This window comes from Labilibaculum filiforme, assembly GCF_002843315.1.
Taxonomy (GTDB): domain Bacteria; phylum Bacteroidota; class Bacteroidia; order Bacteroidales; family Marinifilaceae; genus Labilibaculum; species Labilibaculum filiforme.
Genome location: NZ_MVDD01000003.1, coordinates 268143 through 293282, shown reverse-complemented (window position 1 = coordinate 293282; position 25140 = coordinate 268143). Strand labels below are relative to the sequence as shown.

Here is a 25140-nt window from a genome sequence, read left to right as displayed (position 1 = left end):
TTATTTTATGACCAAGTCGAGTGTAAAAAATATATTACTTGTTGAAGATGATTCTAATTTAGGAATGGTTCTAAATGAGTTTCTTGTTATGGAGGGTTTTTCAGTTTCTTTGGCCCGCGATGGGGAAAAAGGATTTGAGACCTTTTCTAATTCTAACTTCGACCTTTGTTTATTGGATTGCATGATGCCTAAGATGGATGGTTTTACTCTGGCTAAGAAAATTCGAAAAATAAATCAAAACATTCCCATTATCTTTTTAACCGCAAAATCTTTGAAAGAAGATAAATTAAAAGGCTTTGACTTAGGGGGAGACGATTACATTACCAAACCATTTGATGAAGATGAGTTGGTACGAAGAATTAATGCAGTTTTAAAACGGGTAACTATAAATTCGGAACCTAAAGAACAAGTATTTAATGTTGGTAAATTTGTTTACGACCATGCAAATCTTACTTTGACCTTAAATGGGAAAATTACTCGTATCACCCAAAAAGAAGGTGACGTTTTGTACTTATTACTGCAAAGTAAAAACAATGTATTACGAAGAGAAGATATCTTAGTAAATGTTTGGGGAGAGAATGATTATTTTATGGGAAGAAGTCTGGATGTTTTTATCACTAAATTAAGAAAGCATTTAAAATTAGATACTTCTATAAAAATTGAAAATGTGCATGGCGTAGGCTTTATTTTATCTGAAAATAATTAAAGTCTAAATACTACCTGAAAATATATAAAAATTGTAATTTTGAATCGTAAATTTAAAATCTGCAATTTGGTATGAGCATATCTCAAAATATAAATGCAATTCTCGAAAAAATTCCTGCGAAAGTACAATTAGTAGCTGTTTCTAAAACCAAACCAATGAGCGATATTCAGGAAGCCTACAATGGCGGATATCGTATTTTTGGGGAAAATAAACCACAGGAGCTAGCTCAAAAATATAATGAACTTCCAAAGGATATCCAATGGCATTTTATTGGTCATCTTCAAACAAATAAAGTAAAGTATATTGCACCCTTTGTGCAGCTAATTCATGCTGTTGACAGCCTTAAGCTGTTAAAAGAAATTAATAAACAGGCAGAAAAGAATAGCAGAGTAATTAATTGCTTGTTGCAGTTTCATATCGCTTCGGAAGAAACCAAATTTGGACTTAATTTAGCCGAGGCAAAAATACTACTCGATTCAGAAGATTTTAAAGCGTTAAAATCAATTCAGATTGTAGGCGTTATGGGAATGGCTACCTATACTGATGAGGAAGCTATTATTCGAAAAGAGTTCGGTAATTTAAAGGCTGTTTTTACGAAGTTAAAAGCAGATCAGTTTCTAAATAACGATGAATTTAAAGAAATATCAATGGGAATGTCGGGCGATTATATGCTGGCAATAGACGAGGGAAGTACCATGATAAGGGTTGGAAGTAATATCTTCGGTTCGAGATATTAATTTTAGAATAGTTTTATCATTTAAGACAGACCTGAGGATGCAGATTTCTCTGGTGAATTTACTATATTTGTTCAACAACGATTGAAAATATTAAAAATCAAAGTAGCATGATTAATCTTGAAACTACCTATATGGGTTTGCAATTAAAGAATCCTTTAATTGTTAGCAGTTCCGGACTTACAAATTCGGTAAGAAAAATTAAAATAATTGAGGAAAAAGGTGCTGGTGCAGTTGTTTTAAAATCTCTGTTCGAAGAGCAAATAAGCAATGAAACAAAACATTTGATTGGCAAAGATACTTCAAATGTAAATTATCCTGAAGCCGAAGATTATATTCAGACTTATATAAAAGGGAATTCCGTTTCGAATTATTTGACTCTAATCAAGGAGGCTAAAGCGGCTGTTTCTATTCCAGTTATTGCGAGTATTAATTGCACATCTTCATCAGATTGGACCTCCTTTGCGAAAGAAATTGAAAAAGCTGGTGCAGATGCTATTGAGCTAAATGTGTTTATCGTTCCAAATGATAGAAACATGAGTTCGTCTCAATACGAAAATTTATATTACAACATATTTAATGCAGTGAAAAAGGAAGTGAATATCCCTATTTCTATGAAAGTTGGAATTTATTTCACCAACCTATTTTCTGTTGCAAATCGTTTAAATGCCGATGGAGCAGATGCTTTGGTCTTATTTAATAGATTTTATGAACCAGATATTGATATTGAGAAAATGAAAATTACTAGTGCCGAAGTTCTAAGCTCGGCTAGTGATATTCGCAAATCTCTTCGTTTTGTTGGAATGTTATCCGATAAAATTAAAGGGCTTGATATTTCTGCTTCAACAGGAATTCATAATGGCGAGGCTGCAATAAAGCAACTATTGGCAGGTGCTAAAACGGTACAGATTTGTTCTACTGTATACGAACATGGATTCGATCAAATTACTAAAATATTGGAAGATATAAGTAGTTGGATGACCAGAAAGAATTTTAAAACTGTTGATGAATTCCGTGGTAGCCTTAACTATGGCAGCATACAAAATCCTGGTTTGTATGAAAGAGCTCAGTTTATGAAGTACTTTTCGAGTAATGAAAAGGACGTTTTAATATAGAAAATAAAAGCCGCTTTTTAAGCGGCTTTTTTCTTATTATAACTGATCGATTAAATGAATTGCTTCATGAAGCATTCCCTTTTTTTCCAGAGATGCTGCCGCAATAGCATTCTTAAGTTTTGCCTGTTCAATGGGCTTTATTTCATCCGAAATCTTCTCACTCAAATTCTCAATCACCGTAAAAGCTTCAAAAGAAGTTTCAAAATCTGCTTCAATCAGTAAATCAACGAAAGTGGAAATACTATTGGAGAAATTAACACTGCTTTCCCAGCAAACTGAAACTAGATTCTTTCTTATTGCAAGGTATTTGTCGTTCCGGATTGCTTCAACTATAAATTTTTCAGCTTCCTGACTTTTTAGGTCTGCAAGAAATTGATGAATGGTGGTTTGTATCTCATTCGAGGTAGTAGAGACCATTAAATCCAGCAGAATGTTTACATCTTCAGGCTTACCTTCTTCTCGCAATTGATTGATTGAATCGAGTATCACTTTATCCTCCACAGAGCCAAGTCCTGCAATTATGGAGTTGCGTAAATCTTTTTTACTAATATTGCTCATTAAAATATTGATTTATTCCCTGCAAAACTAATAATTTTTATTCGTTTTAATTCCCTCATTAAAGTCAACCGTTTAATAATTGTGATTTTAATAGTTATGGTTGAAATGACAAGAATCTTTTCTGGACTTATTTGCTAAAAAAACACAAGTTCCTATTCTATGGTCACTTATCAATAAAGGGCTGGTAGTTATATGATTGAAAGTAAATTTTTATTGGGGGAAAATAAAAAGATACCTGAGTATTGCAACTAGTTGTAAGTGGCTGTGTAGGAGGATTGCATGGTGTCGATAGGAAATGATATTTTTTCTTTAGTTCATAATGTTGTGAAATTATTAAGAAAAAAGGCTATTATATTCTTGAAAAATTGTAATTTAAGTTTGTTGAAAAAAAGATGTTAATCTACAGACTAGGTTCAATGAGAAAAATAATTTGGAGTTTTTGTATTTTACTACTGTTTAATTCATGCAATTTATTTTCATCTAAAAATAAGGAGCAGGTATCCGAATCCGAAATGTTGGAGCACCAATTGATGCAAGAGAATTCGGAAAAAATGAAGAAAATATTCTTTGTATTACCTAGCCCAATCGAAATTTCATTGTTGATAAAAAATTCAGGAGTTCGTTTCAGGGAAGATTTGATGAATGCAAAGGATAATTTACCAGGGTATTCAACAAGTCCATCAAGAGCGATCGCACTAGGTGTATATTGTGCCGATTTAAGTTATGCCAGTTTAAATGAGCAATTCCAAATCTCAATTGAATACATGAATGTATCAAGAAATCTGGCTGAATCTTTAGGGGTGCTTAAAACTGTTGGACAAGATAAAATTCGTTTGTTGGAAAGTAATGTAACCAATAAGGAGTTAATTATTGATATTATTTCGGAGATATATATGGAGTCGAGCCAACAATTGCGCGAGCAGGATAGGTATTCATTGGCTGCATTGATGTTAATTGGCGGATGGGTGGAAAGTATGTATCTAGCAACACAAAGTGTTGATCCAAATGAGGAATCTCATCAGGAGTTAATAAAGCAAATCTTAGATCAAAAATTGTCTTTAGAAAGTATTAAGATGGTTTTACGAGAAAATCAATCCGACCCAATTGTTAAACCTATTTATTTAGACATATTGCAACTCGAAAAGTTATTTGAAATGAGCATGGAAACTTCTGAAATGCAAGATGGTACTGGCTTAATTGATTCTGTTGATCAATTGGTTTTTGTACAATTAGTTGCAAAAATTGGTGATATGAGAGATTATTTAGTGAATTAGTATAAAGTAATTGAAGACTTAAACATTCAGCATTTCTAATATGAAGTATTATTTACTGTTTCCCTTTTTCGCACTTTTATTTTCCTTAAACTTTGGGTTCTCCCAGTGCCGCGATTTTGCAAAAGAGCAATGTAAACCAAAATTGGCAGGCTATCTGCACGATGGCAATTACAATGGAGTGGTGCTTCATCAGGAGGAAGAGGTTGAATTGCACAAAGCTTTTTTTAGCGGTCAAAAATACAGAATCGTCGTTGCTGGTGAAAATAACCTGCCTACCATTCATTTTCGAATTACAGATTCAGATCTGAATTTGATTTTTGATAATGAGGAAAGTAATTTCAGCGATTACTTTGATTTTGAATTGGACGAGGCTAAAACACTAATTATATCGTTAGATTTTATTCGGAAGGAAGATGCTCAATTACAATCCGAAAGCGGTTGTGTATCCATATTGTTTGGATTAAAATTATAAAAAAAAAGGTTCCGTTAGGAACCTTTTTTACTTAGTTTTTCTTTTAAATACTGTCCTGTATAGGAACTCGAACATTTAATAATATCTTCCGGAATACCTTCAAAAACAATCTGGCCTCCGTTAATTCCACCTTCGGGACCTAAATCAATTAGCCAATCGGCACATTTAATTATTTCCATATTGTGTTCAATAATAATAAGTGTGTGTCCTCTTGATATCAGGGCATTAAAAGCATCCATTAATTTATTAATATCATGAAAATGCAGTCCGGTGGTTGGTTCGTCGAATACAAACAAACAAGGTTCTGCTTTTTCTTTTGCTAAAAAGGAAGCTAGTTTTACTCTCTGACTTTCGCCACCACTTAATGTGCTTGACGATTGGCCTAATTTCACATATCCCAATCCTACATCTACTAAAGGTTGTAAACGCTGAACAATTTTCTTTTCGGTAGTGCTTTTTCCTTGAGAGAAGAATTCTACCGATTCGTTGACAGTCATTTGCAGGACGTCGTGAATATTTTTTTTATTGTATCGAACTTGCAAAATATCATCTTTAAACCTTTTTCCCTTGCAACTTTCGCATTGTAGGTAAATGTCAGCCATAAATTGCATTTCTACCTTAATAATACCTTCTCCTTGGCATTCATCGCATCTACCGCCATCAATATTAAAAGAGAAATGAGAAGGTTTAAAACCACTATATTTCGATGCTTTTTGATCGGCGAATAGCTTTCGAATTTCGTCGTATGCTTTTAAGTAGGTAACCGGATTCGATCGGGATGATTTTCCAATTGGATTTTGATCAACAAATTCGATATCCTTAATTAAATGAAGATCGCCTTTAAGAGCATCAAAATGCCCACTTTTATCGGAATAACCGCCGTAATGTTTTTTTAATGCAGGATACAAAATTGTTTTTACAAGCGAAGATTTTCCAGATCCACTAACACCAGTAATTACCGACATGATATTTAATGGAAATTTGATATTGAGGCCTTTTAAATTATTTTCTCTTGCGCCAATTATTTCAATATAGTTATTCCACTTTTTTCTTACCGTTGGTACGGGAATCATCATTTTTTCCGATATGTACTGAGCCGTTAAGCTTTCCGAAGCTTCTTTTAATTGATTAAGAGCTCCTTGAAATACTACTTCTCCACCTAGTCGGCCGGCATATGGTCCAATATCGATAAGTTCATCAGCAGCTAAAATAATATCTTCATCATGTTCAACTACGATAACCGTATTTCCTAAATCGCGTAATTGTTTAAGTACTTTAATCAGTAATTCGGTATCGCGAGAATGAAGTCCGATACTTGGTTCATCGAGAATATAAAGAGAGCCAACCAAGCTACTTCCTAGCGAGGTAGCTAAATTAATTCGTTGAGATTCTCCTCCAGATAGACTGCTCGACAAACGATTAAGGGTGAGGTATCCCAATCCAACGTCCGATAAGAAATTAATTCGATTGTTGATGTCTATTAGTAAACGACTTGCAATTTTTTCATCGGTTTTATCCAATTGTAAATTCTGGAAAAACCCCTTAAGTTCAGTTAGTGGCATCAACACCAAATCCTGAATGTTTTTTCCATCTATTTTTACATAGCCAGCCTCTTTTTTCAATCGGGTGCCTCTGCAGTCCGGGCAAACTGTTTTTCCTCGGTAACGAGATAACATTACTCGGTACTGAATTTTATATTGTTTTGCTTCCAGGTACTTAAAAAAATCATTTAATCCTTTAAAGTGTTTATTTCCGGTCCAGAGTAATAATTTTTCAGCATCGCTTAATTCAAAGTAAGGACGATGTATGGGAAAATTAAATTTATCAGCCGCGTAAATTAATTTATTTTTCCATTCCTGCATTTTTTCACCTTTCCAGCAAACAACAGCATCATCGTAAATACTGAGTGTTTTGTTCGGAATTACCAGATCTTCATCAATACCGATTACTTTCCCAAAGCCTTCGCAAGTAGGGCAAGCACCAAGAGGATTGTTAAAGCTGAAGGTGTGAACATTAGGGTCTTCAAATTCAATTCCATCGGCCTCGAAACGATTCGAGAAGGATTTGTATTCAGCACTACCATTAATAGAGAGCAGACATTCCCCTTTTCCTTCGTAGAATGCAGTTTGAAGTGAATCAGCTAATCTGTTTTGGGTATCTTCATCAGATGAAACCCTTATTCTGTCAATTACGATATGAATAGGATTATTTTTAGGAAGAAGTTTAGGATTCTCAAGTACTTCAAATATTTTATGAATTTCACCTTTGCTTTCTATTCTAGAAAAACCCTGTTGAGATAAAACTTCCAATTGTTCTTTTTTACTTCGGTCACCATTGTGCATTTCCGTTAGTATCATTACAGGTACTGCATCTTCCTGGCTAAGAATAAACTTCACAACATCGGTAATGGAGTGCTTTTTAACAAGAGTATTCGAAATCGGGGAATAGGTTTTCCCAATTCTCGCAAAAAGAAGTTTAAGGTAATCGTAAATTTCTGTTGATGTTCCTACGGTCGATCGAGGGTTACGGGTATTTACCTTTTGTTCGATGGCAATAGCAGGAGGTATTCCTTTTATAAAATCTACCTCAGGCTTGTCAATCCGTCCTAAAAATTGCCTGGCATAAGAAGATAAACTTTCAACATATCTTCGTTGCCCTTCAGCATAAAGAGTGTCAAATGCTAAAGATGATTTTCCGGATCCCGAAAGTCCGGTGATCACAATAAACTTATTTCTAGGGATTTTAAGGTCAATATTTTTAAGATTATGAACCTTTGCTCCTTTTATATAAATGTATTTTTCTGAATTTTTGTCCGCCATATTTCTAATCCGACTACAGATTCGGTCTCTTATAAGTTTATTAAAATCGAATCTACAAAGTTATTTAACTTCTAAACATTTTCAAATCTCATTAAAAATTAGTTTCTTGCAAACTGTTAGAAATATTTATTCACCATCAATTAAAAAGGAGACATTGCTTATAGAATAATTTTTACACTGTTTTATTAAATAGCTGTGAAATTGAGAAAGATTAATCCAACTGATTATGATCTCGTTAAGCAATTCATTGATGGTAATGAAGATAGTATAGATACTCTTGTAATCCGACATAGGGACAGGGTTTATACTTACATCTATCTAATCGTAAAAAATCATCAGCTTTCCGAGGACTTATTTCAGGATACCTTTATAAAGGTAATCCGATCCCTTCGTATGGGAAAATATCAAGACAATGGGAAATTTTTGGCTTGGGTGCTAAGAATTGCTCACAATTTAATTATTGATCATTTTAGAAAAGAGAAGCAGAACAATACCTTTTCAAAAGATGATTATGAATTGGATATTCTAAATACTCCCAAGTATTGCGAAGGAAATTACGAAGATGAACTGATCCTAAGTCAGATTCACGCAGATGTGCGTAGTTTGGTGGATGAGCTGCCTGATGATCAAAAAGAAGTGGTTATTTTGAGGCATTATAAAGGCTTAAGCTTTAAGGAGATTGCTGAACAAACTGACGTGAGTATTAATACCGCTTTGGGTAGGATGAGGTACGCTTTAATTAATATGCGGAAAACAATCGAAGAAAGAAATATGAGTCTTACTTTATAGTATATGCTGGAAAAAAGGAATAGATTGGAAGATATTAGATATTCTGTATTTTTACTTACGAGATACTAAAAGAATATTTTATGCGTTAATAGGGAAATACAATTAATTATTTGCCTATGAACGATGTTTATACTCTTTTAAAATTAGACCGTAAAAATACAAGACAAGATAGGATCTTACTTATGGATCGAATTGCTTCTTCTAATGTATTCGAATCTGCCGACTTGGTTGAATATCTCGACAAGTTTAAGGTAAAATCTCAAAAAAATCTTCTTCAACGTATTTTAGGATTTCGTCAGTCCACAAAAAATGTAAATCTGAACTGTTCAGATATTGCGGAAATTACATTAAACTAAGAGCTAACCGGAGTATTTATACTTCGGTTTTTTTTTTATTATTTTTTTGAGAATAAAAAAAAAGATGTATATTGATATCAAAATGATATCAAATTAAATTATTATGAGAGAAGAAAAGAGTTTTTCCGCAAAATCTGGTTTTATTATGATTTTTGTTACCCTTGCAATGCTGGCAATAGGTGTATTTGGATTATTCTTAATAAGAAATCCATTTTTTGTGATTTTTATTCCTTTGATTATTGCGATGATACCTGGGTTTACTATTGTTAATCCAAACGAGTCGGCAGTTTTAGTGTTGTTTGGAGCTTATAAGGGTACCATATTGGAGAATGGGTTCTTTTGGGTAAATCCGTTTATGGTAAAAAAGAAAGTAAGCCTGAGAGCTCGTAATTTGGATAGTGATCCAATAAAGGTGAATGATAAAATTGGAAATCCAATTATGATTGGTGTTGTTTTGGTTTGGAGAGTTCGCGATACTTACAAAGCAGCTTTTGATGTTGATAATTTCGAGCATTTTGTAAATATTCAATCGGAAGCAGCAATTCGGAATATGGCAGGTTCTTATCCCTATGATAATTTTGAAGACGAGCAGGCAGAAATTACTTTACGTTCGGGAGGTAATGATGTAAGTGAGTTATTGGAGCGAGAATTAACCGACCGACTTGAAATTGCGGGGATTGAAGTGATGGAGGCAAGAATTAATTATCTTGCTTATGCTTCTGAAATTGCTGGAGCAATGTTGCGTCGCCAGCAGGCTACTGCAGTAGTTGCGGCACGATTTAAAATTGTTGAAGGAGCCGTTAGTATGGTTGATATGGCTTTGGATCAACTAGCACAGAAAAATATAGTAGATTTGGATGAGGATAAGAAGGCAACAATGGTTAGTAATTTAATGGTTGTTCTTTGTTCCGATAAAGATGTAACTCCTGTCGTGAATACTGGAAGTTTGTATCAATAATTGATTAATTATGGCAAAAAAGAAATCATTTGTTTTGCGTATTGATCCTGAAATGTATAAAAAGTTAGAAAAGTGGGCTGTTGATGAATTTCGTAGTACAAATGGACAGATAGAATGGATTTTAAATAAAGCCTTGAATGACGCAGGACGAAAAAAGGATAAAGGGTTGAAAGATACCGATACATTGGAAGAATAAAAAAAAGCCCTATTAGGGCTTTTTTAATGTTTTTTGCATAATGGAGTGGCCATCTATTTCGGAGGCTTCGAATCCCATTTTTTCCATGTATTTTAGATTTATTTTGGTGTCGCAATACACGGAATCTATATTGTGTTTGTATAAAATATTACTTAGTTGATTGTATAGGTAAGCGCCTACTTTAAAGTCGCGGTATTGAGGCAGTGCATAATCCAATTCAATTCGTAATCCCGATTGGTCTTTAGATCCGATAAAAATTCCTGCAACCGCCATGTCTCTCAATACAAACATTCCTAATTGTTCTTTGTTCATTTTAAAATCAGGAAAGAAAATCTTAATGTCCTTTTGGTAGGAGTTAAGAAAGTAGTTTAACAACTCATCATTTTCTTTTATTTCAATAATTTTAAAATCTTCTTTTTGTTTGTACATTTTTTGCAGATTATACAGGTTTGCACAAACAATTAAGAAATTCATGATTCCTACGGGTAAAGAACCGATTAAAAATCCGTAAGCAGAGAAAAGAATAGCTCCTGCTAAATTGTACCATCTCAATTTTACAATGGATGTCATCGTTAAAGAAACCAATACCAATACCGAGGCTGCATAGCCAATCCATTCAAGTAATTGAATGCCTAAAATGTTATATTCCAGCATAATAATTTGTGTTGTGATAAAATAAGCCTTGGAGAGGATTCAAAAATGGTTTGGGATTTCTTGTAAAAATAGAAACCTTCCGATTCCGAAAGGTTCCTCAAATGTACTAAACATTTTTTCTTCTTACAATCCAGTCATTAAAAATAATGGTTGCATTTCGAAGCTATTGTATTTAGGTCTTAATCGGTCGATATTGTAATACCTTTCTACATCAACTAATTTTTTAGAACTGGTTACGATATCTATCGGAGCATTGTCATACCTTCCATTTCGAAGTGTAATTAATCTGCCGTGAACTCCTTTAATAATTAAATCTAAGGCGAGATTTCCAAAAGCCATTGGAACAATAGAATCAATAGCGTCAGGATCACCACAACGAACCATATATCCTAATTTTTGATTAATAACATTAATTGGTTTGGAGTTATTGTATTTGGGGGATAGTTGTTTTAGATGTTCGGATACGCGGTCACCAATTCCACCTAACTTTCTATGTCCGTAATCGTCTCTTACATCATCCTGAAAAATCATATCCTGACCTGAAAAACTTGCACCTTCGGAAATTAGCACTACTGAATAGCGGCTTGGATTTGAAAAACGATCTTGAATCAATAATTCGGTGAGGCGTTCTATATCGAAATTATATTCGGGAATAACGCATCGATTTGCGGCACCGGCAAGTGTTGGTAGAATTGCTGTAAAACCAGCATATCGACCAAAAACTTCCAATACAAGTAATCTTTCGTGCGAGCCAGCCGAGGTTCTTAAGCTGTGTGTTAAGGAAATTGTTCGAGTAATGCAGGTACTAAATCCAATACAGTAGTCAGTTCCAGGGACGTCATTATCCATTGTTTTTGGGATGGCAATAACTTTAAAACCTTCTTTGTACAATCGCACTCCATAGCTTAAGGTATCGTCGCCACCAATTGGAATTAAATAATCGATGTTTAGAAAGGCTAAATTAGCAAGAACTTCTTCGGTTAAATCATTCACATCGTTATTGTATTTTTCTTTCAGGTGAGTAGGAATTCTATCTTTTGAAGTTTTCGACGGATTAACTCTTGAGGTGTGAAGGAATGTACCACCAGTTCTACCTACTTTGTTAACCAATTCTTCGGTTAAAGGAATAAAGTTTTCACTGTTATCTGTCTTCTTATCACGAACAAGATCAATTAAACCTCTCCATCCTTTACGAATACCGATTACTTGATAACCTTCTCGAATAGCCCTAATGGTTACGGCTCGAATGGCGGGATTTAATCCTGGAACATCACCACCTCCTGTTAGAATTCCAATAATTCCTTTCGTTGAATTTGATTTTGCCATAATGTAAATATCTTAAGTGACTGAAAACAATGTAATATCACTTTAAGGTATCATTTTGTTAAGATAAATTCAAACCAAAAGAGAAGTAAGATTTGTTTATTGTATGAGAATAAGGTAATTAAGAATAATTCTAATTACTAAAGGAGTAGGAAATAATATTAGCACCCATTTTTAGCGCATTTTGATGATTGATTTCTGTATCGTTGTGAACCGAAGGGTCTTCCCATCCATCTCCCAAATCGGTCTCGAAAGTGTAGAAGCACACCAGTCTTCCTTTGTGAAAAATACCAAAACCTTGAGGAGCTTTCGCATCGTGTTCGTGAATTTTGGGTAATCCGGTAGGAAATTCGTACACCTGATGATAAATTGGATGCGAAAAGGGCAACTCAACTAAATCTTCATTGGGAAATACCTTTTTAATTTCGCGACGGAAGTAAGCATTTAAGCCATAGTTGTCGTCAACATGTAAAAAACCACCACCTTCAAGGTATTTTCTTAAATTTGCCACTTCCTGATTGTTTAAAACAATATTCCCATGCCCGGTTAGGTGAACAAAGGGATAGGAGAATAGGTCAGAGCTCCCTACTTCAACAGTATTGGGATCTTTATAAATAGTTGCAATGTTATTTTGGTTACAAAACTCGATAAGGTTAGGTAACGATCCTGGATTTGCATACCAATCGCCTCCGCCATTGTATTTTAGTAAACCAATTCGAACACTTGTGTTTTGCGAAAAAGAGCACAAGCTAAGGAGCAAAAAAAATGCGATATGGATAATTTTACTCATTAAAATTTTATTGATTTTCTAAACTAATAATATTGCATGCTACCACTCCGGCAGTTTCGGTTCTTAAACGACTTTTTCCCAGACTGATCTCCTGAAAACCATTTTCTTTTGCCAAATTTACTTCCTCCATACTAAAATCGCCTTCGGGGCCAATTAAAATTAAGGCATTTTGTTTGGCTTTATAAAGATTTTTAAGATGAGTTTTTTCACCATCGTTACAGTGAGCAATGTATTTTTCGCCATCGAACGGAGCCGTAACTAGGTCGGAAAACTTGGTTTGTTCATTTAAAATTGGATGATAAGCCTTCAGTGATTGTTTTACGGCAGCTGTGATTACTTTAAATAAACGCTCGTGTTTTACTACTTTTCGTTCGGAATGCTGGCAGAGTAGAGGAGTGAATTCATGAATACCTATTTCGGTACATTTTTCCATAAACCATTCTGTTCGATCCATGTTTTTTGTGGAAGCCAGAGCCATGTGTAATTTGTAATCTAGTTTCCCAAATTCAGTCTGAGTTTCAATACACTCTACGGTGCATCGTTTGGGATGTGCGTCGATTATTTTTGCTTTAAATAGAGAGCCTTTTCCATCAATTAGATGAATTATGTCGTCCTCTTTCAGTCGAAGTACTCTTACGCAATGTTTCGATTCAATTTCATCTAACTGATAAAATTTATTCTGGATATCGGGTGTGTAAAATAAGTTCATAAGCTTATGCAAGTAAAAAAAAATGATTCCGTAAAGTTAGCTCATGTATTTCTTTTCAGAGATTTTTTTGAAATAAAAAATTACCAAACCATCGGTTGATAAACAGCGGCAAGAATAAAGGCCAGAACAGAAAAGATAAGGCCAAACATAAAAATAGTATAAGAGATTCGTAGAAAACGATATTTCCGGCCCAAAACTTTTCCCAAAAAATACTGATCTTTAATTAAACTATCATACAAATCATCGTAGTCCGACATCATTCCTTTCAACGCATCCGAATAATCGGTAAGTGCCATTTTGTGAAAATTCCCAAAGAACATTAAATTTACTCGCTTCTTTTTAATATCCTCCTGCGAGAAGGTTCCCGATGTAACAATAGGTCGGGTTGCCAAAACAGAATAGGTAATGGTGAAAAGGCATACGATTAAAAGAATGATACAGGGGATGATAAAGTGAGGAACGTCCATTATATTTTTGAAAATAAAGAAGATAGCGGATATAATGATGGAGTTAACGGAGATCATCAAGTTGGCTTTTTTATCCGCAATAGAACTTAGATTTATTTGATTTCTGGATGTTACCTTAAACATGGTTTCGATGCCACGTTGTGGAGTTTTTAGCTTCACGTTTTGTTGCTCTAATTTACTTACCATTTCGGTAAGCTTCTTAATTTCTTTGCTTTGAAATCCAGCTACTTTTTCAACCACTTTCTGATAGTTTACTTCCTTTTTTTTGGAGAGTACTTTTTTGCCGTATTCAGTATGGTAATGATGCTCTTTTAAAAAACGTAAGGTTTCTTCCCAATACATTTTTGGGTGAATTTCATGCTGAAGAATTCCGCCTCTTTCTTCCTTTAATTTTTCGGAAGTTTTGATGTAACTTTTTGTGGATAAGTGGTGTAAATCGGCATCGCAAAGTACGTTACATACTTTTTCGTCACAAGGGATATGTGGCATTTTAGTATGAAGAATAGCATCAACAACTTGTTTGATTTTTTCTTCTGGGTAATTTTTTTCTTCGAGAAATTTTCTGGCATGTGAAGCGCTTATTTCTTCATGTTTGGCAAAGTTTTCGTAGTAACCAGTATCGTGAAACCAAGCTGCTAAAATAAGATTTTCCATTTCGTCGGGAGATAATCCTGTTTCCAAGCCAATTTTTTTTGCCTGTTTTACCACATTTTGAGTGTGTTCCAAGTTGTGGTAGGTGAATATAGGTTGGTGGGTACTTTGGATTAAATTAGTAACAAATGTTTCCGCTTCGTGGATGATATTCATTTCTCTTTTTTTTTCTGATGTTGACTAAATGAAATTGTAATGAATAAATATAGTCATTATAGTGGAAAACGGTCTTAAATTTGGATAATAATGCCTTGCTTAGCTCTTTTTTGTTGGGAATTGAGCCTTATTTATGTAATTTTAGATTCCAAAATAATAACTCCAGCGATACTTTCAAAAATGCGTAATTTTTTAATTTTCTATGTTAGCCTTTCAAGTTGTCTTGTTTTTTTCGAATCGTGTAAACAAAAAACTACAGATTCAAAATTGGTATACGAAGTTGATAATAACTACCATTTTCCCTATTCCATTTTGGAGGCCGATGAGCGCTATGATTTGAAAAATGAGTTGAGGGAGATTTCAGGATTAGCCTACTTTAATGATCATAGCTTGCTTTGTGTGAATGATGAGAAAGGAACTATTTATAAGTTTAGCTTAAAAAAGAAAGAGATCACTAAAAAATATGAGTTCGATCGATCAGGTGATTATGAAGGAATTGAGGTGGTAAACGATCAAGTTTTTGTGCTGCGATCGGATGGAAATGTTTTTACCGTTGATCATATGAAAAAGAAGGATATTTTATCCGTGAAAACGAATACGAAATTGAATGCGGGAAATGATACAGAAGGACTAGGTTACGATTCCAAAAGTAATAGTCTTTTAATAGCTTGTAAAGGAAAACCAGCAACCAATAATAAATTTAAAGGGAAGCGGGCAATTTATAAATTTTCATTGGATTCAAATAAGTTATCCGATTTGCCTGCTTTTTTGATAGATCAAAAAGAAATAAGAAATATTCTAAAATTTGATGGGTACACAAGTTTTGCGGTTACTTTATTGGAGCATATTAATCCATCAGAAGGTGATGTTACCTTTCAACCCTCGGCAGTTGCAGTGCATCCTATTACGAATAATTTATATGTGTTAGGTTCGGTGGGGAAACTACTTCTAGTTCTTAATCCCGAAGGGGATATTTTGGCCGTGGTAAAACTGAAACGAAAGCTATTTAGACAACCCGAAGGAATCTGTTTTTCTCCGGATGGAACGATGTTTATTTCTAATGAAGGAAAAGGCCGAGCTGCCAACATTTACCAGTTCAGCTACCAAAATTAAATTACCAACAACAAAGAAGATTGTAATTAAAATTTGAATGAAATAATGAAGAGAATACTATTATATATCAGTGTTTTTATTTCTGTAAATACTGTATTTGCTCAAAAAATGGAACTTCCGAAAGCTCCTGATTCTATTTTGCTTGATCATTCTATTTTTTTTATTGGTGATATTGGCGAAGCGGCTATAGTAGATCCAAATATCAAGATGCTAAAAAGCCAAATGAATGAAGTTGGTTCGAAAGGAACACTTGTATTTTTGGGAAATACCGTGTCGAAAGGATATTTGGAAGATGAAATTGATGATATAGAAACTGGCGATCCTACTTTGGTGAAGTTGTTGAATTCGGTAAAAGATTTTAAAGGAGAACTTATTTTTATTCCTGGAGAAAAAGAATGGAATGAAGGTCGGCGTAGGGGATGGGAAGCTTTATTAAATTTAGAGACATTCGTGGAGGATTATCTGGGCCGAGGAGATGTTTTTCTTCCATCGGGAGGTTGTCCGGGACCGGTTGAAATTGACTTAACCGATGAGGTGGTGCTGTTAATTGTAGATTCGCAATGGTGGCTTCATTTGGGGAATAAGCCCGAAACAGAGTGTGATTTAGAAAGTAATGATGACTTTTTAATTCTACTAAATGATGCGATCAAGCGAAATAAGAATAAGAAAATTGTATTTGCCACGCATCATCCAATGTACAGTGCGGGAAAGCATGCTGGAAATTTTGCTTTTCCTGGTCCGGTAGAGATTTATCGAAAGCTTTTTGGAACGCCGCAGGATTTTGCCTACCCTTTTTACAAACAAATGCGGTATATGTCTCATAAAGTAGGAGTTGGTTACGATAATATTATAAACGTTGCAGCTCACGATAATAGTTTGCAGTTTACCAAAAAGGATGATTCCTTTTTTGTGGTTTCGGGTTCGGGAAGTAAGAGCGATTATGTGTCGAAAAATAAAATGGATGTTGCTATTCGTGAAGTTGGTTTTTCGCGGATAAATTTTTACTCCAATGATGAGGTTTGGCTAGAATTTTGGTCGGTTGGTGCCGACGGAGACCAGGAAGCTCATTTGGCTTTTCGAGAAAAACTTTATACCAAGCAAGTTCCTACCGAAGAAGATTTGATTAATAAATACAAAGAAATTAATTATTCGGATAGTACCATTACCATTGCTGCAAGTACTGTTTACGAAACAGATAAGAAGCTTAAAATACAGCTGTTAGGACAAAATTATCGGAAAGACTGGGCAACTCCAATAAGTGTTCCGGTATTTGATATTGCTACCGAAAAAGGAGGTTTAAAAATTATAAAACGAGGAGGTGGACAACAAACAAGATCCTTACGATTAAAGGCCAAAGATGGAAAACAATACGTGTTACGATCGGTAGAAAAGTACACCGAAAAGGCAATTCCGGATGGTATGGAAGGAACTTTTGCGGCTAAAATTGTTCAAGATGGAATTTCGGAATCCTATCCCTACGCGGCTTTAGCGGTTCCCAAAATGGCAAAAGCAGTGGGCGTTTATCATACCAATCCTAAAATTGTTTATGTTCCCGATGATCCGCGTTTAGGAATTTATCAAGATGGTTTTAAAAATGAACTTTTTCTTTTCGAGGAGCGTCCCAACGGCGATATGTCTGATATGGATAATTTTGGAAATGCCGAGGATGTTTTAGGGACAGACAAGTTGCTGGAAAAGCGTTTTAAAAATACGGATCTTGAAATTGACGAAACAGCAGTTTTGCGTTCTCGCTTGTTCGATATTTTCATAAATGACTGGGATCGTCACGATGATCAGTGGAGATGGGCAACCTTTAAAAAAGACGGTAAAACTTATGCAAGACCGATTCCCAGGGATCGCGATCAGGCTTTTTTCTATAGCGATGGAGCTATTCCTTGGTTAATTAGAAGGAAATGGGCGATGCCAAAATTTCAATCTTTTGATAGCATTGTTGATAACGTGGTTGGATTAGGTTTTAATGCTCGTTATTTCGATCGGAATTTTTTACAGTCGAAAGGCAGAAAGGACTGGATTGAAATGGCTCAAGAGCTTCAGTCTAAATTAAGTGATGAACTTATTCGGGAATCGGTGAAAGGCTTGCCAAAAGAGGTTTATGCCATTTCGGGCGAGGAAATTATACAAAAGTTAATAGCGAGAAGAGATAAACTGCCAGATTTAGCAGAGGAGTTTTATGATTTTTTGGCGAAAGAAGTGGATATAGTAGGGACAAATGATAGAGAGAGTTTTGAAATTAACTGGATGGAAAACGGACAATTAACAGTTGACAGTTACCGACTAAGTAAGAAAGGGAACAAAAAGGAACTTTTGTATAGCAGAACTTTTAATAAGGATGAAACCAATGAGGTAAGAATATTCGGACTTGGCGATAAAGATAAGTTTGAGGCATATGGAAATGCTGAAAATGGAGTGAAGCTTCGTATTGTTGGAGGAAAAGGAAAAGACAAGTTCAAGTTGTATGATACTGAAAAACAAAATTTACTAATTTACGATAAATCGAACACTAGTATAAAAGGAGATGGAGCCTATAAAAAAAGATTTGGGAAAAGTTCGGAAGTAAATACCTACGACAGAAAGTCATTTAAATACGATGTAGTTAGTCCGGGAGCAAATCTAAATTTTGTAAGCGACGATGGACTTGTTTTGGGTGCAGGCGTAAATCTTAAAAGCCAAGGGTTTAAGAAAGAACCATACGGATCGTATCATAAATTTATTATCAATTATGCATTTGCGTATCCTTCGGTAGAATTGAAATATTCGGGAGAGTTTAAACAAGTGTTTCGAAAAACGGATTTTTTAGCAAGCATTCATTACAATACGCCTAATTTCCAGGGAAACTATTTCGGGTTAGGGAATGAAACCGTAAATTATAAATCGGATGATGGGGTTTACAATCGAATTCGAATGGCTCAGTTTTTTATTCATCCGCAATTTAAACGTGAGTTTGGTGAAAATCTTACTGTTTCTATTGGTTCCTTTTATCAGCAATTAGAACTAAAGGCCACACCCAATCGTTTTGTAAGTGATTTTGCAAATTCAGAGAATGATTTGAATCCTTTAACCGATTTTAATACTCGAAGATATATTGGTCTTAGTTTCGGTTATTTGTGGGATTCTCGCGATAATGCAATTCTTCCATCAAGGGGAATTTATTGGACATCTAGTTGGAAATATTATAAGGGATTGGAACAGCACGATCACGATTTTCATAAAATGGAAACCGATATGCGAATGTATCTTAGTTTTGGAAGACCGCAAAGAACCATATTGGCAATGCGTGCCGGAGCAGCTCACAATAGTAGTGGATATTCATTTTATCAGGCCAATAAATTGGGGCTAAAATCGAATTTGCGAGGCTATAAACAGGATCGGTTTGCGGGAGACGATATGCTTTATCAAAATACCGATTTGCGATTTCGTTTAGCTCGATTCAAATCCTATTTTTTAGGTGGTGAAGTGGGTGTTTTAGGTTTTAATGATTTTGGACGTGTATGGGTTGATAATGAGAGTTCTGACAAGTGGCATCATGGCTATGGAGGAGGAATTTGGCTTGCACCTTATAAATTAATGGTAATTACTGCTAATTTTAGCCATTCAAAGGAAGATGATATTGTTTCTATCGAATTTAAATACTTGTTTTAAGAATTTAATATGATAATTGAATAAAACAATACATATTTACATGGAAAATATAAAAACGACATAATGGACAAAGAAAAGTCAGAGCTCGGCAATGGAAGAATTTTATTAGTTGAGGACGATTTTATAAATGGTAGAATCATATCTCGTTTGCTGGAAATGGATAAAATTCCTACCGATTGGGTAAAAAATGGTAAGGAAGCTCTTGATTTTTATGAGAAAAATAAAGAATCTGTTTTAATGGTATTTATGGATTTGCAAATGCCAATTATTGATGGTTATCAGGCAACTGTTGAATTGCGTAAGAATGGGTTTGATAGACCTATTATTGCCATGACAGCAAATGCTTTTTCGGATGATCAAGTGAAATCTGCGGAAGCTGGAATGGATGATTTTATTCTTAAACCAGTTTCGAAGATAGAATTGTTTATGATGGTGGAGAAGTGGCTGAATAAAGAAAGAAGAAAATAAAATAAGCAAGAATATATTGCCTTAAACAAGAGAGTAAAGCATGATAGTTTGTATAGCAGAGAAACCAAGTGTAGCACGTGAAATAGCCCTTATTTTAGGCGCTAAAAGTAAAAAAGATGGATATTTCGAAGGAAATGGATATCAAATATCGTGGACTTTTGGGCATTTGTGTGGATTAAAGGAACCTCATGAATACGATCTTAATTGGAAATATTGGCATTTAAATGATTTACCTATAATTCCGCCACGTTTTGGTATTCGGGTAATCCCCGATAAAGGGGTGCAAAAGCAATTCGACACTCTTAAGAAATTAATTGCCGGAGCTACCGAAGTGGTGAACTGTGGTGATGCGGGAATAGAAGGAGAGGTAATTCAGCGATGGGTTTTGCACAAAGCAAAGTGTAAAGTGCCTGTTAAACGACTATGGATATCATCGCTAACAGAAGAAGCTATTCGGGAAGGCTTTGAAAATTTACGCGATAGTAAAGAGTTTGATAAATTATATGCCGCCGGATCATCGCGATCGATTGGTGACTGGTTGCTGGGTATTAATGCCACCCGACTATATACTTTGAAATATGCCAATGGTAAATCGGTACTTTCTATTGGTAGGGTGCAAACACCAACTTTGGCTTTGATTGTAAATCGGCAAAAAGAGATCGATAATTTTGTTCCTCAAACCTATTGGGAGCTTAAAACCACTTATCGTGAGGTAAGTTTTGGTGCAACGCATGGGCGATTCGAACAAAAGGAGCAAGGGCTCGAGTTTTTAGAAAAAATTAGTTCGGAGCCATTCGAGATTGTTTCTATTGAGAAGAAAAAAGGAACAGAACTGCCTCCCCGATTATACGATTTAACCTCGCTACAAGTAGACTGTAACCGTAAACTTGGTTTTTCGGCAGAAGATACTTTGCGGATGATTCAGAGTTTATACGAAAAGAAATTAACCACTTATCCAAGAGTAGATACTACTTACCTTACGGACGATTTGTATAAAAAAATACCTGCCATTCTTCAAAAATTAACTTCGTTTAGTGAATTTACCGAACCGCTTTTAAAAACGAAAATTAAAAAATCGAAAAAGGTTTTTGATGATAAAAAGGTGACCGATCACCACGCTATTATTCCTACCGGAGTTACTCCTTCTGCTTTATCGTACGACGAAAAGCAAGTTTACGACATGGTAACACGTAGGTTTATTTCGGTATTTTATCCAGATTGTAAAGTGAGTAACACCACCGTTATGGGAAAGGTGACCACTATAGATTTTAAAGCAACGGGTAAGCAGATTTTGGATCCAGGTTGGCGTGTTTTATATGCGAAAGATGGTAATATTGGTGATGGGGTTATTCTTCCAGACTTTGTGAAAGGGGAGAGCGGTGAGCATACACCCGATTTGGCGGAGAAGCAAACTCAAGCACCAAAGTATTATTCGGAAGCTACCTTACTACGGGCAATGGAAACTGCAGGGAAACAGGTGGACGATGACGAGTTGAGGGATTTAATGAAGGAGAATGGAATTGGACGACCTTCTACCCGTGCAAATATCATTGAAACACTATTTAAACGGAAATACATAAAAAGAGAAAAGAAACGACTCGAGGCAACTATTACGGGAGTTCAGCTAATTGATACCATTCAGAATGAGCTATTAAAATCGGCAGAGCTAACCGGACAATGGGAGAAAAAACTTCATGAAATTGAGCTGGGGAACTACGAAGTGAATCAATTTATGGCCGAGCTTAAAAATATGGTGGTAGGAATTGTTTGGGATGTAAAATCGAGGAAAAACATCAGTCAGATAGAAGTAATTGATGAGGAAAAAGAGAAAGAAAAAGAAAAGAAAAAAGCCAAGACAAAACCAACAAATAAAAAAGAATTAAGCTGTCCGAAATGTGGCGATGGGAAAATTTTAAAAGGCAATAATGCTTGGGGATGCTCCAATTGGGCCAATGGATGTAAAATTCTTATTCCTTTCGAATTCGAAGGCAAGAAATTAACCGATAAGCAGGTAGAGGGATTGGTATTGAAAAAAATAACCCCTAAAATTAAAGGATTCGAAATAGATGGGAAGAAGCAAAACGGACAATTAGGTTTTGCACCCGATTTCAGTATCGAATTTATTGCCGAAGAGGATGAAGTTTGGCACTGTCCGGTTTGCAAAACAGGTACACTTTTAAAAGGAAATGCAGCTTACGGTTGCTCCAATTACCGAAATGGTTGCAAGTTTATTGTCCCTTTTGTTTTTATGGAGAAAAAATTGAGCGAAGCTCAAATAAAATCTTTAGCTACCCAAGGGAAAACGTCTTTGATTAAAGGCTTTAAAGATCCTCAATCGCAAGAAATTGTTGATGGTAAATTGATTTTGGATAATCAGGGAAAGATTATTTTTGGAAAACAATAAACTAAAAATACCTTCCCGATTGGGAAGGTATATCTTATAGTTTCTTTATAATTAGGGACTAATTTATTATACCTCCTTATATTTTTTTGGATATTCGTAAAAAGCCAATTTTCCAGTTCTAGCCTCAATGTCGGACCAATTCTGAATCTGAAAATCAATACCAATAACCGTGCATGTGGGAACGCTGTGATAGAATTCTTCTGTCAGGTTAAAGGCTAAATATTCGATACTTGGGTTGTGTCCAACCACCATAATTGTTTCATGGTCTTTTCCAAGTTTATGAAGTAAATCTAAAAATTCGTGTGTTGTAAATCCATCGTATAAATCGTCGTTTTGCTCAATTTTATCAAGCGGGTAGTGCAAAACATTCGCAAACAATAAAGAGGTTTCAATAGCTCGGTTGGCCGGACTAGAAATCATCAAATCGGGAATATTATTCTTTAAAAACAGCTTGTTGGCAATTAATTTCGAATCGCTGATTCCTCTATCAATCAAATTCCGCTGATAGTCAGAAATATCGTAACGAATACCTTCCGTTTTGGCATGTCTTACAAGAATAAGTCGTTTCATGGTTTGAGGATTTTGGGTTTAGTGATAATGTAATTATTCCGTCTTTTTTTTCGCTTTAAGTTTTCTAGTTTGATTCGCCAGTTCTTTTTTATTTAAATAGCGGAAAATTTCTTGTTGCGATTGAATGTCCTTCATTTTTCCATTGCTTAATATGGGTAAGTTATTCAATTTCCCATCTAAAAGTCGGGCGCTTACATTGTCCTTTAATTGAATATTTAATAGGTCAATTATCTCCTTTTTTATCTTTTTATCCTGAATAGGAAAAGCACACTCAATTCGTCGGTGCAAATTTCTATTCATCCAATCGGCCGAAGAAAGGTATAGCAGGTCTTCTCCTAAATTGTGAAAATAGAAAATTCTTCCGTGTTCCAAAAACTGATCGACAATACGAATAATCCGAATATTTTTTGCGTAAGTTTTGTTGGGTTTTAAGCAACAAATTCCTCGAATAATAAGGTCTATTTTCACTCCTTTTTCGCTAGCCTCATACAGTTTAGAAATCATATCTCTCTCCTGAAGACCATTCATTTTCAGAATAATATAGCCTTTGTTTCCATTTTTTACGTTCTGAATTTCCTGATCAATCAGTTCAATTAAACTTCTTCGCAAATTAAATCGTCCTACCAAAAGCTTTTTAAATTCGTATCCTTCGGTCTGATTTTCCAGATAATCGAAAAGTTGTTTCAGTTCGGTAATCATTACCTCATCGGAGGTTAGTAAACCATGATCGGTATATATTTTGGCTGTTTTTTCGTTAAAATTTCCGGTACTTAAAAAGGCGTAATCTTTTTTGTCGCCTTTGCGTAGTACCAAAGCCAGTTTCGCATGCACTTTTAAACCTGGAATGCTGTCAATAATTTTTACACCCGCTTTTCGCATTTCACTTGCCGATCGAAGATTCGCTTCCTCGTCGAAACGAGCTTTCACTTCTACAAAAACAGTTACTTTTTTTCCATTTAGAGCAGCATTAATTAAAGCATTTACCACTGCCGAATTATCGGCAACCCGATATTGAGTTGCTTTAATTTCGAATACTTTCGGATCAACAGCAGCTTCGTTTAAAAAGCGAATTACGTATTCGTACGACTGATACGGAAAATGAAGAATCTGATCTTTTAATCGAATACTTTTAAAAACGGATTTGTTTGTATGCAAAACATCCACTTTTAAGGGATGAAAAGCTTCCTGTTCCAGTTCCGGAAATTTTGGATTTGGAAAAGCGAAAAAATCCTGAAAGTTATGGTATCGGGCTCCTTTCACCATGTCGTTATTTTGCAGGTTAAAAGAGTCTTTTAAAAATTTCAGAAAGTCCTTTGGTATCTTGGCATCGTATAAAAAACGCGATGGAGAACCTGTTTCCCGTTTTTTTAAACTGTTCTCAATCATTTTAATTAAATCGCCCGAATACTCATCTTCAATCAATAAATCGGCATCGCGACTTAGTTTAAAACTATAGCTACAATCTATTTTATAACCAGGAAATAGCAACTTCATTCGCAATTTAATGATGTCATCCAGAAACATGATAAAATGTTTACCATCATCATCGGGCAACTCTATAAAGCGAGGAAATCGATGACTGGGAACTTTTATAATGGCGTATCGGGCACGACGAGCTTTTGGAGTACCTTCTTCTTTGCTTTTCTTAAACAATTTCACCGCAATATAAATTACGTTGTTTTGAAGAAAAGGTTGAATCTGCTTTTTTAATAGAAGTATGGGTTGCACATGAGGCAATAAATTGTCTAGAAAAAAATCTTTCACGAATTGATGATGTTCTTCGCTTAAGGTTTGATCTCGTATCAGAATAATATCTTCCATTTCCAGTGCAGGGATTATTTCCTGTGTAAAAATAGTTCCAAATTCGTTTTGCTGACGATCGACCTCGGCGTTGATATTTTTCAATATTGCATCGGGATTCTCTCTTAAAACATCCTTATCTACCGGGTCAAGCTCGGTAAATCGTTTGTAGGTACCCAAACGCACCCGATAAAATTCATCGAGGTTGGAGGAGTAGATGGCTAAAAATTTGATTCTCTCGTATAGAGGTAAGGCCTTATTCGACGCCTCCTGTAGTACTCTTTTATTAAAGGATAACCAACTTAAATCTCTATTTAGAAACTGATAATTATACATATGATGATTGACTATGGAATGTTTGATCTATTTAGATAAAATTAATCAATTTTTTGTTTCCA

The 25140-nt window shown here is 35.0% G+C and carries 22 protein-coding genes; 13 read left to right on the top strand and 9 right to left on the bottom strand.

Annotated features, from left to right (window positions below; all coding sequences use genetic code 11):
* Positions 1 to 7 precede the first annotated feature (7 nt).
* The 3 genes from BZG02_RS05935 to BZG02_RS05925 all read left to right on the top strand — a co-directional run bounded on the left by BZG02_RS05935 (position 8) and on the right by BZG02_RS05925 (position 2555).
* Positions 8 to 706: a response regulator transcription factor gene (locus BZG02_RS05935; RefSeq protein WP_101260496.1), complete on the top strand. Its 699-nt coding sequence runs from the start codon at positions 8 to 10 to the stop codon at positions 704 to 706.
* A gap of 71 nt (positions 707 to 777) precedes the next feature.
* A complete protein-coding gene (locus tag BZG02_RS05930; RefSeq protein WP_101260495.1) occupies positions 778 to 1443 on the top strand; it encodes a YggS family pyridoxal phosphate-dependent enzyme in 666 nt (221 codons plus the stop codon).
* A gap of 107 nt (positions 1444 to 1550) precedes the next feature.
* Positions 1551 to 2555, top strand: coding sequence for a dihydroorotate dehydrogenase-like protein (locus tag BZG02_RS05925; RefSeq protein ID WP_101260494.1), 1005 nt, complete (start codon positions 1551 to 1553; stop codon positions 2553 to 2555).
* A 36-nt stretch (positions 2556 to 2591) separates the two neighbouring features.
* Here the strand turns inward: BZG02_RS05925 and BZG02_RS05920 are convergent, their stop codons facing one another.
* Positions 2592 to 3113: a hypothetical protein gene (locus BZG02_RS05920; RefSeq protein ID WP_101260493.1), complete on the bottom strand. Its 522-nt coding sequence runs from the start codon at positions 3111 to 3113 to the stop codon at positions 2592 to 2594.
* A gap of 416 nt (positions 3114 to 3529) precedes the next feature.
* Here BZG02_RS05920 and BZG02_RS05915 point away from each other — a divergent pair, with 416 nt between their 5' ends.
* Entirely contained in the window at positions 3530 to 4387 is an 858-nt protein-coding gene (locus BZG02_RS05915; RefSeq protein WP_101260492.1) for a hypothetical protein, read from the top strand.
* Positions 4388 to 4427: 40 nt separating this feature from the next.
* Complete coding sequence (locus tag BZG02_RS05910) at positions 4428 to 4859, top strand: hypothetical protein (RefSeq protein WP_101260491.1); 432 nt, start codon at positions 4428 to 4430, stop codon at positions 4857 to 4859.
* A 14-nt stretch (positions 4860 to 4873) separates the two neighbouring features.
* Here BZG02_RS05910 and uvrA read toward each other — a convergent pair whose 3' ends face one another.
* A complete protein-coding gene (gene uvrA, locus BZG02_RS05905; RefSeq protein WP_101260490.1) occupies positions 4874 to 7678 on the bottom strand; it encodes an excinuclease ABC subunit UvrA in 2805 nt (934 codons plus the stop codon).
* A 201-nt stretch (positions 7679 to 7879) separates the two neighbouring features.
* On the opposite strand from uvrA, the gene BZG02_RS05900 reads away from it, so the two are divergent.
* From BZG02_RS05900 to BZG02_RS05885, 4 genes are all read left to right on the top strand, one after another.
* Positions 7880 to 8467, top strand: coding sequence for an RNA polymerase sigma factor (locus BZG02_RS05900; protein WP_425432610.1), 588 nt, complete (start codon positions 7880 to 7882; stop codon positions 8465 to 8467).
* A gap of 116 nt (positions 8468 to 8583) precedes the next feature.
* Positions 8584 to 8823 carry a hypothetical protein gene (locus BZG02_RS05895; RefSeq protein ID WP_101260488.1) on the top strand — a complete coding sequence of 80 codons (240 nt, stop codon included), beginning with the start codon at positions 8584 to 8586 and terminating at the stop codon, positions 8821 to 8823.
* 103 nt (positions 8824 to 8926) lie between these two features.
* Complete coding sequence (locus BZG02_RS05890; protein ID WP_101260487.1) at positions 8927 to 9781, top strand: SPFH domain-containing protein; 855 nt, start codon at positions 8927 to 8929, stop codon at positions 9779 to 9781.
* Between the two features lie 10 nt (positions 9782 to 9791).
* Positions 9792 to 9977, top strand: a complete 186-nt coding sequence (locus BZG02_RS05885; protein WP_101260486.1) for a type II toxin-antitoxin system antitoxin — start codon at positions 9792 to 9794, stop codon at positions 9975 to 9977.
* 12 nt (positions 9978 to 9989) lie between these two features.
* Here the strand turns inward: BZG02_RS05885 and BZG02_RS05880 are convergent, their stop codons facing one another.
* The 5 genes from BZG02_RS05880 to BZG02_RS05860 all read right to left on the bottom strand — a co-directional run bounded on the left by BZG02_RS05880 (position 9990) and on the right by BZG02_RS05860 (position 14727).
* On the bottom strand, positions 9990 to 10631 hold the full coding sequence (locus BZG02_RS05880) for a YgjV family protein (RefSeq protein ID WP_101260485.1): 642 nt from the start codon (positions 10629 to 10631) through the stop codon (positions 9990 to 9992).
* A 123-nt stretch (positions 10632 to 10754) separates the two neighbouring features.
* Complete coding sequence (locus BZG02_RS05875; protein ID WP_101260484.1) at positions 10755 to 11957, bottom strand: 6-phosphofructokinase; 1203 nt, start codon at positions 11955 to 11957, stop codon at positions 10755 to 10757.
* A 130-nt stretch (positions 11958 to 12087) separates the two neighbouring features.
* The gene (locus tag BZG02_RS05870) at positions 12088 to 12744 is read right to left on the bottom strand and encodes a DUF4159 domain-containing protein (protein ID WP_101260483.1); all 657 of its coding nucleotides are present in this window, start codon (positions 12742 to 12744) and stop codon (positions 12088 to 12090) included.
* Between the two features lie 7 nt (positions 12745 to 12751).
* Positions 12752 to 13453: a 16S rRNA (uracil(1498)-N(3))-methyltransferase gene (locus tag BZG02_RS05865; protein ID WP_101260482.1), complete on the bottom strand. Its 702-nt coding sequence runs from the start codon at positions 13451 to 13453 to the stop codon at positions 12752 to 12754.
* Between the two features lie 80 nt (positions 13454 to 13533).
* Complete coding sequence (locus BZG02_RS05860; RefSeq protein WP_101260481.1) at positions 13534 to 14727, bottom strand: Pycsar system effector family protein; 1194 nt, start codon at positions 14725 to 14727, stop codon at positions 13534 to 13536.
* 180 nt (positions 14728 to 14907) lie between these two features.
* On the opposite strand from BZG02_RS05860, the gene BZG02_RS05855 reads away from it, so the two are divergent.
* The 4 genes from BZG02_RS05855 to BZG02_RS05840 all read left to right on the top strand — a co-directional run bounded on the left by BZG02_RS05855 (position 14908) and on the right by BZG02_RS05840 (position 22372).
* Positions 14908 to 15840, top strand: a complete 933-nt coding sequence (locus BZG02_RS05855; protein WP_180335645.1) for an SdiA-regulated domain-containing protein — start codon at positions 14908 to 14910, stop codon at positions 15838 to 15840.
* A gap of 45 nt (positions 15841 to 15885) precedes the next feature.
* Entirely contained in the window at positions 15886 to 19500 is a 3615-nt protein-coding gene (locus BZG02_RS05850) for a BamA/TamA family outer membrane protein (protein WP_101260479.1), read from the top strand.
* Positions 19501 to 19563: 63 nt separating this feature from the next.
* Positions 19564 to 19968 carry a response regulator gene (locus tag BZG02_RS05845; RefSeq protein ID WP_101260478.1) on the top strand — a complete coding sequence of 135 codons (405 nt, stop codon included), beginning with the start codon at positions 19564 to 19566 and terminating at the stop codon, positions 19966 to 19968.
* A 40-nt stretch (positions 19969 to 20008) separates the two neighbouring features.
* Positions 20009 to 22372: a type IA DNA topoisomerase gene (locus tag BZG02_RS05840; protein WP_101260477.1), complete on the top strand. Its 2364-nt coding sequence runs from the start codon at positions 20009 to 20011 to the stop codon at positions 22370 to 22372.
* Between the two features lie 66 nt (positions 22373 to 22438).
* Here the strand turns inward: BZG02_RS05840 and BZG02_RS05835 are convergent, their stop codons facing one another.
* Both BZG02_RS05835 and ppk1 read right to left on the bottom strand, forming a co-directional pair.
* On the bottom strand, positions 22439 to 22942 hold the full coding sequence (locus BZG02_RS05835) for a SixA phosphatase family protein (protein ID WP_101260476.1): 504 nt from the start codon (positions 22940 to 22942) through the stop codon (positions 22439 to 22441).
* Between the two features lie 33 nt (positions 22943 to 22975).
* The gene (ppk1, locus tag BZG02_RS05830; protein WP_101260475.1) at positions 22976 to 25078 is read right to left on the bottom strand and encodes a polyphosphate kinase 1; all 2103 of its coding nucleotides are present in this window, start codon (positions 25076 to 25078) and stop codon (positions 22976 to 22978) included.
* Between the last annotated feature and the right edge of the window lie 62 nt (positions 25079 to 25140).